This window comes from Prochlorococcus marinus XMU1419, from assembly GCF_017695955.1.
In the GTDB taxonomy this organism is placed as follows: domain Bacteria; phylum Cyanobacteriota; class Cyanobacteriia; order PCC-6307; family Cyanobiaceae; genus Prochlorococcus_A; species Prochlorococcus_A marinus_AD.
In genome coordinates, this window is the sequence record NZ_JAAORO010000003.1 from 118,600 (window position 1) to 133,167 (window position 14,568).

At 28.8% G+C, this 14,568-nt stretch carries 12 protein-coding genes; 11 read left to right on the plus strand and 1 reads right to left on the minus strand.

All coding sequences use genetic code 11. From position 1 onward, the window contains the following. The first annotated feature begins 56 nt into the window (after nt 1-56). The 3 genes from HA151_RS06755 to HA151_RS06765 all read left to right on the plus strand — a co-directional run bounded on the left by HA151_RS06755 (nt 57) and on the right by HA151_RS06765 (nt 3,938). Nucleotides 57-1,400, plus strand: coding sequence for an O-antigen ligase family protein (locus HA151_RS06755; protein WP_209106720.1), 1,344 nt, complete (start codon nt 57-59; stop codon nt 1,398-1,400). A gap of 91 nt (nt 1,401-1,491) precedes the next feature. Then, complete coding sequence (locus tag HA151_RS06760) at nt 1,492-2,889, plus strand: nucleotide sugar dehydrogenase (RefSeq protein ID WP_209106721.1); 1,398 nt, start codon at nt 1,492-1,494, stop codon at nt 2,887-2,889. 32 nt (nt 2,890-2,921) lie between these two features. Further along, nucleotides 2,922-3,938 (plus strand): NAD-dependent epimerase/dehydratase family protein, encoded by a 1,017-nt coding sequence (locus HA151_RS06765; protein WP_209106722.1) that lies wholly within the window; start codon nt 2,922-2,924, stop codon nt 3,936-3,938. An 18-nt stretch (nt 3,939-3,956) separates the two neighbouring features. On the opposite strand, the gene HA151_RS06770 is transcribed toward HA151_RS06765, so the two are convergent. Continuing rightward, complete coding sequence (locus HA151_RS06770; RefSeq protein ID WP_245151624.1) at nt 3,957-5,687, minus strand: nucleoside-diphosphate sugar epimerase/dehydratase; 1,731 nt, start codon at nt 5,685-5,687, stop codon at nt 3,957-3,959. A gap of 189 nt (nt 5,688-5,876) precedes the next feature. On the opposite strand from HA151_RS06770, the gene HA151_RS06775 reads away from it, so the two are divergent. The 8 genes from HA151_RS06775 to HA151_RS06810 are packed head-to-tail and all read left to right on the plus strand — an operon-like array spanning nt 5,877 to nt 14,501. Next, the gene (locus HA151_RS06775; protein ID WP_209106723.1) at nt 5,877-6,479 is read left to right on the plus strand and encodes an acyltransferase; all 603 of its coding nucleotides are present in this window, start codon (nt 5,877-5,879) and stop codon (nt 6,477-6,479) included. 12 nt (nt 6,480-6,491) lie between these two features. Beyond that, entirely contained in the window at nt 6,492-7,655 is a 1,164-nt protein-coding gene (locus HA151_RS06780; RefSeq protein ID WP_209106724.1) for a DegT/DnrJ/EryC1/StrS family aminotransferase, read from the plus strand. Nucleotides 7,656-7,665: 10 nt separating this feature from the next. After that, nucleotides 7,666-8,985 (plus strand): nucleotide sugar dehydrogenase, encoded by a 1,320-nt coding sequence (locus HA151_RS06785; protein ID WP_209106725.1) that lies wholly within the window; start codon nt 7,666-7,668, stop codon nt 8,983-8,985. A 26-nt stretch (nt 8,986-9,011) separates the two neighbouring features. Then, complete coding sequence (locus HA151_RS06790; protein WP_209106726.1) at nt 9,012-10,847, plus strand: hypothetical protein; 1,836 nt, start codon at nt 9,012-9,014, stop codon at nt 10,845-10,847. A gap of 3 nt (nt 10,848-10,850) precedes the next feature. Continuing rightward, the gene (locus HA151_RS06795) at nt 10,851-12,059 is read left to right on the plus strand and encodes a glycosyltransferase family 4 protein (protein ID WP_209106727.1); all 1,209 of its coding nucleotides are present in this window, start codon (nt 10,851-10,853) and stop codon (nt 12,057-12,059) included. Further along, nucleotides 12,060-12,665, plus strand: a complete 606-nt coding sequence (locus tag HA151_RS06800; RefSeq protein ID WP_209106728.1) for a sugar transferase — start codon at nt 12,060-12,062, stop codon at nt 12,663-12,665. It begins immediately after the preceding gene. Nucleotides 12,666-12,670: 5 nt separating this feature from the next. Beyond that, nucleotides 12,671-13,321: an acetyltransferase gene (locus HA151_RS06805; RefSeq protein WP_209106729.1), complete on the plus strand. Its 651-nt coding sequence runs from the start codon at nt 12,671-12,673 to the stop codon at nt 13,319-13,321. Beyond that, complete coding sequence (locus tag HA151_RS06810; RefSeq protein WP_245151625.1) at nt 13,299-14,501, plus strand: DegT/DnrJ/EryC1/StrS family aminotransferase; 1,203 nt, start codon at nt 13,299-13,301, stop codon at nt 14,499-14,501. The genes HA151_RS06805 and HA151_RS06810 overlap by 23 nt, the downstream gene beginning before the upstream one ends. The last annotated feature ends 67 nt before the right edge of the window (nt 14,502-14,568 follow it).

A 14,568-nucleotide genomic window follows, 5' to 3' on the forward strand; every position in this document is an offset into this window, starting at 1 on the left:
GAAATATTTACAATAAAATTTATATTTTTTATTAAAATAAGATCTAAGTAAAAATTTTGGATATCACTAGCTCTCTAAAAAACCAAATAAAGTATTTTTCAACAAATACAAAACATTTAGGTCAAAATTTTTTTAACTTAGGTACATTTTTTTTATCTACCGCATTGCCAATTAGTGGTTTGTTTTTATTAATTGCAATATTCATTTCTTTTATAGAAACAAAATCTAAATTACTTCAAGATAAATGGAATCTATCATTATTATTTATTGGGGGATTGTTTATTGTAAATTCATTACGCTTTTCTTTTCAAAATTTAGATGAAAGATTAATTTCATTCGACAAATCAATTTCTTTATATAGTTTATTTAATTGGATACCATTAATAATATTATTTATAAGCTGTCAGTATTATCTCAAGAATCAAATACAGAGGGAGATATTTGCTAGATATCTCATTGCAGGAACAATCCCTGTGCTAATAAGCTGTTTACTACAATCTTGGTTCAAAATATATGGCCCATTTAGAACTCTGGGAGGTTTAATAGTTATATTCAATAAAGAAATAGGTGATGGTCAAGGAGTATCAGGATTATTCAGCAACCAAAACTACACAGGAATTTGGTTAACCTTATCAGTCCCCTTATTATTTTTTTTAATTTCTAAACATAAATCATTAAAAATTCAAAAATTACTACTAATATTTATATTTTTAACTTTTATATATTTAATATTTTTAACTCTATCGAGAAATGCATATATTGGTTTTCTCAGTTCAATAATGTTAATTTTTGGAATAAAGAAATTATTGGTTTGCTTTTCTTTTGGCATATTTTTTTATTTTATATTAAGTTATTTCGAAATATTTGTTCCAATTAAAACTATACAAATTTTTGAAGGGCATCAAGTTAATAGTTTAATCAGTAAATTTAAAACAGATGATATTTCTAATTTCTTAGAATTCACGAGGATAAACATTTGGTTAAATACCCTCTTATTAATTAAAGATAAGCCAATTTTTGGCTATGGTGCATCTACATTTTCTATGATTTTCTATGAATTAACCAACCTAAAAATGCAACATAGTCATAATATGCCACTGCAATTAGCTTATGAATTTGGAATACCGATAGCAATACTTTTAGTATGTTTCATTAGTTTTCTTTTTTACAAAACCTGGAAAAATATTTTTCAATGCAAAGGGAATGAAATCTCATTTTTGTTAAACAAATGTTGGTTGGCATCGTGTTTAGTTGCAATTTTAAATCACTTAAATGATATTACTTATTACGACGGGAAAATAAGCATTTTAATTTGGATTTTTCTATCTGGCCTCAAATGCATTCTTGATGAGACAGATAAATCAAAAATTAAAAAACAATTAGATATAAAAGTTAATTAGCCATTTTCTTTTTTGTCTTTTTTTTAAAATCAAATTATCATTTTCTGATATTATATAACTTACGTTTAAAGATAAATAACCTTTATTTTTGATGAATATAAAAAATATTTGTTGTATTGGTGCTGGATACGTGGGTGGTCCCACAATGTCAGTTATTGCTAAATTTTGTCCCGATATTCAGGTAAATGTAGTGGACATTAACCATAAACGAATATCTCAGTGGAATGAGAAAAACCTATCAGATCTTCCAATCTATGAACCTGGTCTTAGAGAAATTATAGAAAAATGTAGAGGTAAAAATCTTCACTTCTCTACAGATTTAAAGAAGAATATTGAAAAAGCAGATATGATTTTTATTTCAGTTAATACTCCTACAAAAATAAGAGGAATTGGATCTGGTCAAGCAATAGATCTCAAATATGTTGAGGCATCATCAAGAGAAATATCAAAGTATGCAAGAGGTCACACTATCGTTGTAGAAAAAAGTACATTACCTGTTAAAACGGCCCAAACTATCAAGGCCATCCTTGATGCTGCAACTGAAGATGTTAATAAATCTAAAATAACTAAAACATTTTCGGTTCTATCAAACCCTGAATTTCTAGCGGAGGGGACAGCAATTAGTGATTTAGAAAATCCTGATAGAGTTTTAATAGGAGGAGAAGATAAAGAAGCCATAAATGAATTAGTAAACATATATTCGAAATGGATAGATAAAGTAAAAGTTTTAACTACAGATTTATGGAGTTCAGAACTCTCAAAACTAATATCAAATGCTTTTTTAGCTCAAAGAATTAGTTCAATAAATACTATCTCCGCATTGTGTGAAGCAACTGGCGCAAGAATAAAAGATGTTTCACTAGCTGTTGGGATGGATCGCAGGATAGGTAAATATTTTTTGAATAGTGGACCAGGCTTTGGAGGAAGTTGTTTTAAGAAAGACATTTCAAACTTAGTCTACATTTCTAATCATTATGGTTTATTTGAAGTCGCCAACTATTGGCAAAAGGTTTTGGATATAAATTCATGGCAACAAAAAAGATTTGTTGAACTTATTGTAAAAAAAATGTTTGGAACTATCTCTTCAAAAAAAATAGCAATACTAGGATTTGCATTTAAAGCCAATACAAATGATACAAGAGAATCACCAGCAATAAATATCTGTAAAAAGCTTATTGAAGAGGGCGCTTTTTTAAAGATATATGACCCAAAGGTAAAAGAGCATCAAATAATTAAAGAATTAGGATTAAATGAAAATAATAAGGAACATAGAGACTGGGAATACTCTAATTCAATTCATAAAACTTTTAAAGACGTAGATGCGGCATTATTTCTTACAGAATGGTGCGAATTTGCAAGCTTAAATTGGAGAGATATTTCAAAAATAATGAGGAAACCCTCCTGGGTTTTTGATACAAGATCCATAGTTGATATGGATCTTGTTAAAGAAAATGGAATTAATATTTGGCAAGTAGGATATGGTAACTAGATGATTATCTTGAAAAATAAATTTAAAATGTAATGAAAGAAAAAATTCTTGTCACAGGTGGTGCTGGGTTCATAGGTTTCCATCTTATTAAAAGATTAATCAATGAAGGGATAGAAGTTGTTGCGATTGATAACTTGAATAGTTATTACAGCGTGGAATTAAAAAATGCTAGATTGTCAGAATTATATAAGCTGAAAGGAATTTTTAAATTTCATTCAGGCGATATTGAAGACTATCATTTCCTAGAAGACATTTTTGAAAAATACCAACCAGAAATAGTAGTCAACCTTGCTGCACAAGCTGGTGTTAGATATTCAATAAATAATCCAAATATATTCCTCAAGTCAAATATTATTGGTTTTGGAAACCTTTTAGAAATTTCTAGAAAAAATAAAATAAAGCACCTTGTATATGCAAGTAGTAGTTCAGTATATGGAGGGAATTATCAACTCCCATATTCCGAAAAAAATAACGTAGATCACCCGGTTAGTATATATGCAGCAAGTAAGAAATCTAATGAATTAATGGCACATGCATATAGCCATTTATATTCATTACCAACAACGGGATTAAGATTCTTTACTGTATATGGACCATGGGGGAGGCCGGACATGTCATATTTTTTATTTACGAAATATATTCTGGAGGAGAAGCCAATTGATGTTTTTAATTACGGAAATATGAGGAGGGATTTTACTTATATTGATGATATTATTGAGAGTCTAATTAGGATAATGCGAAAAATACCTTCGCCAAATAATAATTTTGATAGGAAAAATCCTGATATTTCATCAAGCTGGGCTCCCCACAGAATTTTCAATATTGGTAATTCAAACTCTGTACAACTTAAAGATTTTATTGAAATAATTGAAGAAATAATAGGTAAAAAGGCATTAAAGAACCCTCTTCCTATGCCAAAGGGTGATGTAGAATCCACACTCGCTGATACAGATTTATTAGAAAAATATATAAACTTCAAGCCAAAGACATCTCTAAGATATGGAATAAACAAATTTTATACTTGGTATAGAAAATTTTACGGAGTCTAATTTTTTTTTATTCTAATTTCAATTAGATCTTTCCCATTCAGGAACTATTTGTTTTAAAAAGGAAAGAGATTTATATAAATCTTGATTTATCAATGCTTTCTCCATCTCATCTATTATTGGCATTAAGTTTTCATAAATAATATATTTTTCCTCAGCCTTATATATCAGCGGGTGAATAGTACTTTTAGATTTGTTATCTATTAGAAGTTCTTCATATAATTTCTCTCCAGGTCGTAAACCAGTAAATATTATTTCTAGATCACCATTTAAATTATCTTCATTCTTGATAGTTAATCCACTTAACTTAATCATTTGCTTAGCTAGATTTAAAATCTTAATAGGTTCTCCCATATCAAGCAAAAAAACCTCGCCACCTTTGGCAAGAGCTGAAGCTTGAATAACTAATTGGGATGCCTCCTTTATTGTCATAAAGTAACGTATAACCTCTGGATGAGTAACTGTTAATGGGATTCTAGATTTTATTTGATTTTTAAAAAGAGGAATTACTGAGCCAGAAGAATTTAGTACATTCCCAAATCTAACCATTGAAAAACATGTTTCATTAAATTCATTATCAAAAGCCTGAAATAAAATCTCAGATACTCTTTTAGACGCTCCCATAATATTCTTTGGCCTTACTGCTTTATCACTTGAAATTAGGATGACTTTCGGAATCTTTAAATGAGAAGAAAGCTTACAAATAATTAATGAAGAAATTATATTATTATATAAACCTTGTATTGGATTTTCCTCTACTAGATTGACGTGTTTATAAGCTGATGTGTGAAAAATTAATTCAATATTATTTCTCTGAAGTAAATCATTCATAAATTTCTCGTCACAACAATTTCCAAGAATAAAACTAGTGTTTTTTTTGAATGAACCAAGGTTATTAATTAATTCATAAAGATTTTTTTCATTACTATCCACCAGAATCAAATTCCTCGGCTCCATTTTAATGATTTGGTTACTAATCTCACTTCCTATTGAACCTCCTGCACCTGTAATTAGAATATTTTTATTTTTTATACCTTTTTCCAATAATTCTGGAATAGGCAAAACTATATCTCTTTCAAGTAAATTTTCAATTTCAATTCTCCTCAAATTATCAATCTTGGCTTTCCCTTCAGTAATTTCTTCAATTGTTGGTACTTCTAAAATTGAAAACCCTAAATCTTGAACTTTATAAATAATTTGTTTTCTTTTTTCTATAGAGGCGGATGGAATTGCTAACAAAATATTATCTATTTTGTATTTAATATTCTTCAAATATTCTGGCGAAAAAATTTTAATTCCCCCAATACTTCTTCCTATTAAATTTTTATCATCATCAATAATAAATTTAATTTTATAGTTGCCAATCGTACTCAATGAATTAATTAATTGCGCTCCTGCTGAACCTGCACCATAAATAACCACATTTTGACTTTCTTTTTTTGAAGCTGATAGCGATCTCACATAATCTCTCAACCCAATCTTAACAAGCCCATTTAAACTAATAATTATTATGTACATAAGTGGCCAAATACTTCTTGGCGGCATTGATTGATTAAAGAAATAACCTATTAATAAGGAAACCAATACCAAAAGAAAATTGATAATAGATGATTTATAAATAAAGAAACTATTGTTATATGTTAATAAGCCTCTGTAATAACCAGTCCCAATATATATTGGGATTGCTAATACAGACATCACTGGAATTATCCATAAGGAATTTTGAAAATAATTACTATAAGGATTTGACATCCTTAACCAAAAAGAAAACCATACCGAAAATATCAAGATATTAAGATCAATGAAAATTAAAATTAATTTTCTCTTCCACACCTCAAGTTTTGCAATTCGATTGTATATCATTAAATTTATGAACTAATTTATTATCACTTTTTTATTTTAATTTATCCAATTAGCTAATAACTAAGTTTACAATCTAAAATGACTAAAAATAAGAATAAAGATTCTCTAAAAATTCATCCAACTTCGATAATAGATGAAGGAGCAGTTATTGGAGAAAATACCAAAATCTGGCATTGGAGTCACATATGCGCAGGTGCACAAATAGGAAAAAATTGCTCACTAGGTCAAAATGTTTTTATTGGTAATAAAGTTACAATTGGAGAAAATACCAAAATCCAGAATAATGTATCAATTTTTGATAATGTAATTATTGAAAAAAATGTATTTTGCGGACCAAGCATGGTTTTCACAAATGTATACAATCCTAGATCAGAAATTAGCCGAAAAGATGAATACAAATCAACACTAATCAGAGAAGGTGCAACAATGGGAGCAAATTGCACTATTATTTGTGGAACAACTATTGGTAAGTATGCCTTTATTGGAGCTGGAGCAGTGATTAATAAAAACGTTAAAAATTATGCCTTAATGGTAGGAGTTCCTGCTAAACAAATTGGTTGGATGAGTGCATATGGTGAGAGAATAGAACTACCAACGAACGGAGAGGGGGTTTGGGTATGTAAAAAAACTGGAGACAAATATCAACTTATGGGGGAGGAAATAGTCCATACTAGAACATAGCAAAAAAAAATAATGGAATTCATCGATTTAAAGGCTCAACAACTCCAATTAACTCCAAAAGGTTTTACACTTCGTGAGGATATCGAAAAAAGAATAAAATCTGTTTTAGACCATGGTAAATATATTTTAGGTCCTGAAGTTAGTCAGCTAGAAAGAGAATTAGCCTCATATGTAGGAGTTAAATACTGTATTGGAGTTTCAAGTGGAACAGACGCTTTATTGATAGCTTTAATGGCATTAGATATAGGTCCTGGTGACGAAGTAATAACAACACCATTTTCCTTCTTCTCAACCGTAGAAACTATTTTATTATTGGGAGCTAGGCCTGTTTTTGTAGATATTGATGAATTAACTTACAATATCGATCCAAATCAAATAGAAAAAGCAATTTCAAAAAAAACAAAGGCAATTGTACCAGTCAGTCTCTATGGTCAACCTGCTGACTTTCGCGAAATAAATAAGATTGGGAATGCATATAAAATACCCATTATTGAAGATGGCGCACAATCTTTTGGATCAACGCACCACAAAGTAAAAAGTTGTGGATTATCTACCATTGGTGCAACAAGTTTCTTTCCCTCTAAGCCTTTAGGATGCTATGGAGATGGAGGTGCTTGTTTTACAAATGACGAAAAATTAGCAGTAAAAATGAGAGAGATCTCTCTTCATGGTCAAAACAAGCGGTACCACCATAGAAAAATAGGGATTAATGGAAGGCTTGATACTTTGCAGGCGGCAGTTCTAATTGGTAAATTGAGCATTTTTGATATTGAAGTTGTAGCAAGAATGAAAATAGGGGATAGGTACACTGAGCAATTTAAAAAGAATGGTTTTAAAAAAGTTCCTTTCATTTCCCCAACAAATACAAGTGTTTATGGCCAATACACCATCCAAGTAGATAATAGAGATAAAGTTATTGAAAATATGAAAAGTAAAGGGATTCCAACTTCTGTGCATTACCCATCTTTACTTCCTGATCAAGAAGCGTTAACAAATTTCAATGCAAAAAACAAAAGCCTACTTAAAAATCTTTTTTCAGGTAAGAGTTTTAAAATTTATTCAATTGATAATGCAAAAAAAATAGCTAAAAAAGTTTTAAGTTTACCTATGCACCCTCTTTTAACTGTCGAGAATCAAGATCTTGTTATTAATTCTCTTTTAGAATCTATAAGATAATTTTAAGAACATGGAATCATCTAATCTATTTTTAAATTTATTAAATGCCTTAAGAAACAAAAAAGGTAAAATTGGAATTATTGGTATGGGTTATGTAGGATTACCCTTAGCAATTGCTTATGCAGAAAAAGGTTTTAAGGTTTTAGGAATAGATATTGATAAAAATAAAGTTGACAAAATAAATAACGCTTTAAGTTATATAAACCATATTCCTTCTGATAAATTAAAAAAATTAGTTGATTCAAAATTTTTAAAAGCCACAGATAACTTTAATGAAGTTGTTAATTTAGATGCAATTATTCTTTGTTTGCCAACACCATTAAATAAATATAGAGAACCAGATTTAAGTTATATAAGAAGCACGCTAGATTCTATTAAACAATTTCTTAAAAAAGGACAAGTTTTAAGTTTAGAGAGCACTACATATCCAGGCACAACAAAAGAGGAACTTTATCCATTCATCAAAAATGCTGGTTTCGATATTGGTGAAAATTTCTTTCTTGTTTATTCTCCAGAGAGAGAAGATCCTGGAAATAGCAATTTTCATACTGGCAATATTCCAAAGGTTTTAGGTGGCACAACGCCAAACTGTAGCAAAATAGGACTGGCTCTATATGAGCAAGTAATCACTGAGGTTATAGAAGTAAAAGATACATCAACCGCTGAGATGACTAAACTTTTGGAAAATATTCACAGAGCAGTAAATATTGGTCTCATGAATGAATTAAAACCTTTAGCAGAGAAGATGGGCGTCGATCTATATGAGGTTATTAGAGCAGCATCAACTAAACCTTTTGGTTTTGTTCCTTACTATCCTGGCCCTGGATTAGGAGGCCACTGTATACCAATAGATCCTTTTTACTTAACTTGGAAAGCGAGAGAATTTGGGATGCATACAAGATTTATTGAATTAGCAGGTGAAATCAACTCTTCAATGCCTGATTATGTAGTTAATCAGACTGCTAATTCTCTAAATAGCCATGGGAAACCCTTAAAAAATAGTAATATACTTATTCTTGGAATCAGTTACAAAAAAAATATTGACGACTTAAGAGAATCTCCCTCTCTTGATATAATAGATTTATTAATAAAGAAAGATGCTTTAGTAAATTACTGTGATCCATTTTTTGAATTTTTACCAACTACTAGAAGATTTAAATTTAATTTAAAAGGCGTTGAATTAACTAAAGAAAACCTAAATAAAGCAGATGCTGTGATACTTGCTGCAGATCATGATATTTTTGATTATGAATTAATAAAAAATTTTAGTAAATTAATAATTGATACACGTGGAAGATTTACTCCCTCAGATAATATAATAAGGGGATGATTTAAATTCGTCTGAAATATATTTTTATGTGCGGAATTATAGGGATAGTATCAAAAGAAAAAATATCAAAGAATGATTTATGGTCACTAACAAAAGATGCTGAAAGAAGAGGACTTGACTCTAGCGGAATTTTATTTAATAGTAATAAAGATATTTACCTTAAAAGGTCAAATAAATCCCTAACTAAATTAATAAAAGTTTCAAATTTTGATAAGACTAATTTTATAATTGGTCATAGTAGATTAATAACTAATAGTCTCACAGAAAATCAACCTGTAAAAAGAAATTCAATCTATGTTGTTCATAATGGAATAATAGTTAATCATGATGAGATTTGGGCTAAAGTAAATTTAGAACCTAGTCTAAAAATTGATACCGAATCAATTGCAGGAATAGTTCAAAGTCATCTTATTTCAAGTGAAAAATCATCATTAAATTTTGATTACAAAAAAATATTTAAAAAAATAAAAGAATATACAAAAGGGACTATTGCTTGCGCAATTATGCTACCAAAATTAGGAAAATTACTTCTTTATTCTAATAATGGAAGTTTGCATATAGGTTCAAAAAATAATCAATTAATTTTTAGTTCAGAAAAATATATCCTTGAAAAGCTTTCTTGTAAAAATATAATTCAAATCAGAGAGCAAGGTAAAATAATAAAAATTCCCATCATAAAAAAAGAGCCAACTTTAATCGAAAACAATTCATCTAGATTAAATTTAATTCCAAAATTAGGTTCGTCAATTTCACAAGAAAAATTACTATTACACAAAAAGCATAATTTAAAGAGATGTGCAAAATGTATATTGCCAGAAACAATGCCATTCATAACATTCGACGAAAATAATGTCTGTAATTATTGTAAAAACTATAAAATCAGAAATAAGCCAAAACCAAAGAAAGAACTACAAAACTTACTAAGAAATTATTTAGATAAAAAAGGAGACAACTGTATAGTCCCTTTTTCTGGAGGAAGAGATAGCAGCTATGCACTCCATTTAATAGTAAAAGAGTTAGGTTTAAAACCTATTACATACACCTATGATTGGGGTATGGTTACGGATTTAGGTCGAAGGAATATCAGCAGAATGTCATCTATCCTTGGGGTAGAAAACATAATAGTTGCTGCGAACATTGAATCCAAAAGAAAAAATATAAAAATGAATTTAGAGGCTTGGTTAAAAAAACCACACCTTGGAATGATAAGTTTGCTCACAGCAGGAGATAAACATTTTTTCCAACATATTGAGTCTGTTAAAAAACAAACTAATATCGAACTCAATATATGGGGAATAAACCCACTAGAAGTTACTCACTTTAAATCTGGTTTTTTAGGTGTAAAGCCAGATTTTGAAGAGAAACGGGTTTATAGTCACGGAATTTTTAAACAAATTAACTACCAAAAGTTAAGATTTAAGCAAATAATAAAAAACCCTGCATACTTTAACCCATCATTATTAGATACTCTTTCTGGGGAATACTTTAGAAGTTTTAAGAAAAAAACTGATTATTTTCATTTATTTGACTATTGGAAATGGGATGAGAATGAAATCAATAAAACTTTATTAAATGACTATGATTGGGAACTTGCCCCAGATACTACAACAACTTGGCGAATAGGTGATGGAACTGCTGCTTTTTATAATTACCTTTACTACAATTTAGCTGGATTTACTGAACACGATACTTTTAGAAGTAATCAAATTAGAGAGGGTGATATTTCCAGAGATGAAGCATTATATCTTGTGGAAAGAGAGAACTTACCTAGATTTCCAAATATAAAATGGTACTTAGATGCAGTTGGTTTAAATTTTGAAGAAGTAATAAATGTTGTGAATAAAATCAACCCAATTTTTTAATTTATGAAATCCATCTGGTATATCTCAAAGTACGTAAAAACATCTTATATAGGAAATAGCGGCTCAAGAGGTTTTTTTTTATTAAATGAACTTTCTAAGACTGGTTATGATTGTTCAATATTTTCTTCTTACCCTTTTAAATATTCAAAAATATATAAAAAAACCATATCAAAAATTAAAAAGAATTTTAGATACATATACGTCAATTCCTTTCAATACAAAAAAACAAATTCATTTAATAGAGTAGTAAGTTGGTTAGATTTTGAGTGGAAATTATTTTTTCTAAAAAAAGATAATTTACCTAATCCAGATGTTGTTATAGTTTCTAGCTTATCCCTACTAACAATAATCAATGGTCTTATTTTGAAAAAGAAATATTCTTGCAAATTATTTTTTGAAGTTAGAGACATATGGCCACTAACTTTAACTGAAGAGGGTGGTTTTAGAAATAAAAATCTATTTATAATAATTCTTCAATTTTTAGAATTAATTGGATACAAATATTCTGATCATATAATTGGAACTATGCCAAACTTAGGCGAGCATGTTAAAAATGTTCTAGGTTATACTAAAAAAGTTACTTGTATTCCAATAGGTTTTAATAATGAAGAAATTAAAAAATCAAGAGAAATTAAAAAAAATATTAAGCTTCTTATCCCTAAAAATAAATTTATAGTTGGCTATTTTGGTGGAATAGGAATATCTAATGCATTGAATCCTTTTTTTGAAATAATAAAAAAAATGCATAATAATTTAGACATTCACTTTATTATCGCTGGAGATGGTGATTTAAAAAATAAATATTATTATCAAACTAAAAACTTTGATAATGTAACTTTTCTTCCATTAATAGAAAAAAAGTTCATGCTTTCTCTAATGTCAAACTGTGATCTTTTATACTTTAGTACACATGATTCAAAGATATGGAGATATGGACAATCTCTCAATAAATTAATCGACTACATGTTATCTGGCACTCCAATTATTGGCTCATATAATGGCTATGAAACAATGATAAATGAATCAAATTGTGGAGAATTCATTAAGCCAAATGATAGTGATGCGATCTTGGAAAAAATTTATAAATATAAACGTATGTCAGTTAAAAAAAGAGTGCAAATTGGTAAAAAAGGTAAAAAATGGGTATTAAGAAATAGATCTTATGAAAAACTAATTAATTCTTTGTCTGAAATAATTTTAGAAAACTGCTGAATGTTTTATTTGAAACTAAAGAATTTTTTTGATATATTTTTCGCTATTTGCGGAATAGTTTTTTTAAGCCCATTAATTATAATAATTGCAATTTTAATAAAAATTAAATTGGGGAGTCCAATTTTATTTATTCAAAAAAGACCTGGATTGAAAGAAAAAATGTTCCCGCTAATAAAGTTTAGAACTATGAGTAATAAGAAAGATAATCTTGGCAATCTTCTTTCTGATGATAAAAGATTAACCGTTTTTGGTAAATGGTTGCGAGCAACTTCCATCGATGAAATTCCCACATTGATCAATATAATTAAAGGTGAAATGAGTTTTGTAGGACCAAGACCTCTCCTGAAAGAATATCTGGATTTATATTCTGAAATTGAAAGTCAAAGACATTTGGTAAATCCAGGTTTAACTGGTCTAGCTCAAATTAATGGAAGGAATGATATATCTTGGAAAAAGAAATTCGAATATGATATTTTATACGTAAATAATATTTCTTTTTTTTTAGATTTAAAAATATTTCTATTAACTTTTTTCAAAGTAATTAAAAGAGAAGGAATTAATCCAAAAAACAAAAAAAATGTCGAACGTTTTAGAGGCCATAAATAAATATTTTGAAAAATAAACTTCTAATTCTTGGTTCTGGAGGGCACGGTAGAGTTGTTGCTGATGTAGCAGAGAAATCTAATAAATTTGATGAAATATCTTTTTTAGATAATAATTTTTTAAATTTTGATTTTCCTAAATCAATAAATTCAAAAAAAGTAATTGGAGATATTTCTAAAAAAAATATTGAAAAATATTCTTCAGATTTTACCCATGCATTTGTTGGCATTGGAGACAATAAAATTCGAATCAAATGGTTAAAAATATTAATGAAAGCTGATTTTGAGATACCGAAGATTATTGATCCTTCAGCACAGATATCTAAATATGCTTTATTAGAAAAAGGTTCATTTATAAATACAAATGTTGTAATTCAGTGCAATACCAAAATAGAATTTGGATCAATATTAAACACCTCATGCACAATTGATCATGATTCAATTATTGGAGAAGGGACTCACATATCACCTGGTGCTAATATTGCCGGCAATGTAAATATAGGCAAATTTTGTTGGATTGGTATTGGATCCCAAATAATCCAAAACGTAAAAATTGGAGATAATGTTACAGTTGGTGGAGGTTCATTAGTTTTAAGGGACATCCCAAAAAATTTGAAAGTTTTTGGAAGTCCCATAAATGTTATTAAAGAAAACAAATAAAATGAATTTTCCTAAATGGCCTAAATATGAAGAAGATGAAATTAAAGAGGTTGAGAGAGTCTTAAGATCTGGTAATGTAAATTTCTGGACAGGATCAGTTACTAGAGAGTTTGAAAAAGAATTTGCTAAATTTTGTAATTGTAAGTTTGCTATAGCAGTTGCAAACGGTTCATTAGCTCTTTCTTGCGCTTATTTGGCTATTGGCATTAAAAAAGATGATGAGATTATTACAACGCCGAGAACATTTGTAGCTACTGCCAGTAGTGCCTCTTTGCTTGGCGGTATACCTATTTTTGCAGAAGTAGATAAAAATTCAGGGAATATAACTGTAGAATCTATAGAACCTTTGATCAACAAAAAAACAAAAGCGATAGTAGTTGTTCACTTAGCTGGATGGCCTGTAGATGTAATAGGAATTTCAAAACTCGCAAAAACATATGGGATACCTCTTATTGAAGATTGTTCTCAGGCTCACGGAGCCGGAATTTTAATAAAAGGTAAAAAATTATCTGTTGGTCAATTTGGTGATATTAGTACCTGGAGCTTTTGTCAAGACAAAATTATATCTACTGGCGGTGAAGGAGGTATGGTAACTACAAATAATATAAATCACTTTAACAAAATAAGATCATTAAAAGATCATGGAAAATCATTTACTAGACTAGAAAATAAAAACTTTAGTCAAGGTTATAGATATATACATGACAACTTAGGTTCAAATTTCAGGATAACTGAAATGCAAAGTTCAATTGGAAGAATACAACTACGCAAACTTGATTTATGGACGAAAATAAGAACAAAAAATGCCTTTATATTAAAAAATTGTTTATCAAAAAATCCTCTTGTTAGGATACCTTTACCAAATGAAGAAGCGATTCATGCTTGGTACAAATTTAATTGTTTTGTTAATAGGGATTTTTTAAAAGATGATTGGAATAGGGACAAAATAATTAAAGCGATTAATGAGAGGGGATTTCCTGCATTGCAAGGAAGTTGTAGTGAACTTTACTTAGAAAAATGTTTCTTATCAAGATATCCGAAAAAGAATAAAAAATTACTTGTTGCTAAAGAATTAGGAGAAACGAATATTACTTTTTTAGTTCACCCCACAATAAATGATGAAGTAATGTCAAATTATGCCTCTAATATACTATCGATATTTAATATTGCTTGTAGATAAATTTAAGAAAATATTTAAAGTATCTTCAATCTTATATTCTGAAATAAATAATCTAAATATTTTAAAA

Bases quoted from the DNA above. Each gene is read 5' to 3' on its own strand.
- HA151_RS06800 (WP_209106728.1), top strand. From the start codon at position 12,060: ATGTTTTATTTGAAACTAAAGAATTTTTTTGATATATTTTTCGCTATT.
- HA151_RS06765 (WP_209106722.1), top strand. From the start codon at position 2,922: ATGAAAGAAAAAATTCTTGTCACAGGTGGTGCTGGGTTCATAGGTTTC.
- HA151_RS06790 (WP_209106726.1), top strand. From the start codon at position 9,012: ATGTGCGGAATTATAGGGATAGTATCAAAAGAAAAAATATCAAAGAAT.
- HA151_RS06775 (WP_209106723.1), top strand. From the start codon at position 5,877: ATGACTAAAAATAAGAATAAAGATTCTCTAAAAATTCATCCAACTTCG.
- HA151_RS06770 (WP_245151624.1), bottom strand. From the start codon at position 5,687: ATGTCAAATCCTTATAGTAATTATTTTCAAAATTCCTTATGGATAATT.
- HA151_RS06810 (WP_245151625.1), top strand. From the start codon at position 13,299: ATGTTATTAAAGAAAACAAATAAAATGAATTTTCCTAAATGGCCTAAA.
- HA151_RS06760 (WP_209106721.1), top strand. From the start codon at position 1,492: ATGAATATAAAAAATATTTGTTGTATTGGTGCTGGATACGTGGGTGGT.
- HA151_RS06780 (WP_209106724.1), top strand. From the start codon at position 6,492: ATGGAATTCATCGATTTAAAGGCTCAACAACTCCAATTAACTCCAAAA.
- HA151_RS06795 (WP_209106727.1), top strand. From the start codon at position 10,851: ATGAAATCCATCTGGTATATCTCAAAGTACGTAAAAACATCTTATATA.
- HA151_RS06785 (WP_209106725.1), top strand. From the start codon at position 7,666: ATGGAATCATCTAATCTATTTTTAAATTTATTAAATGCCTTAAGAAAC.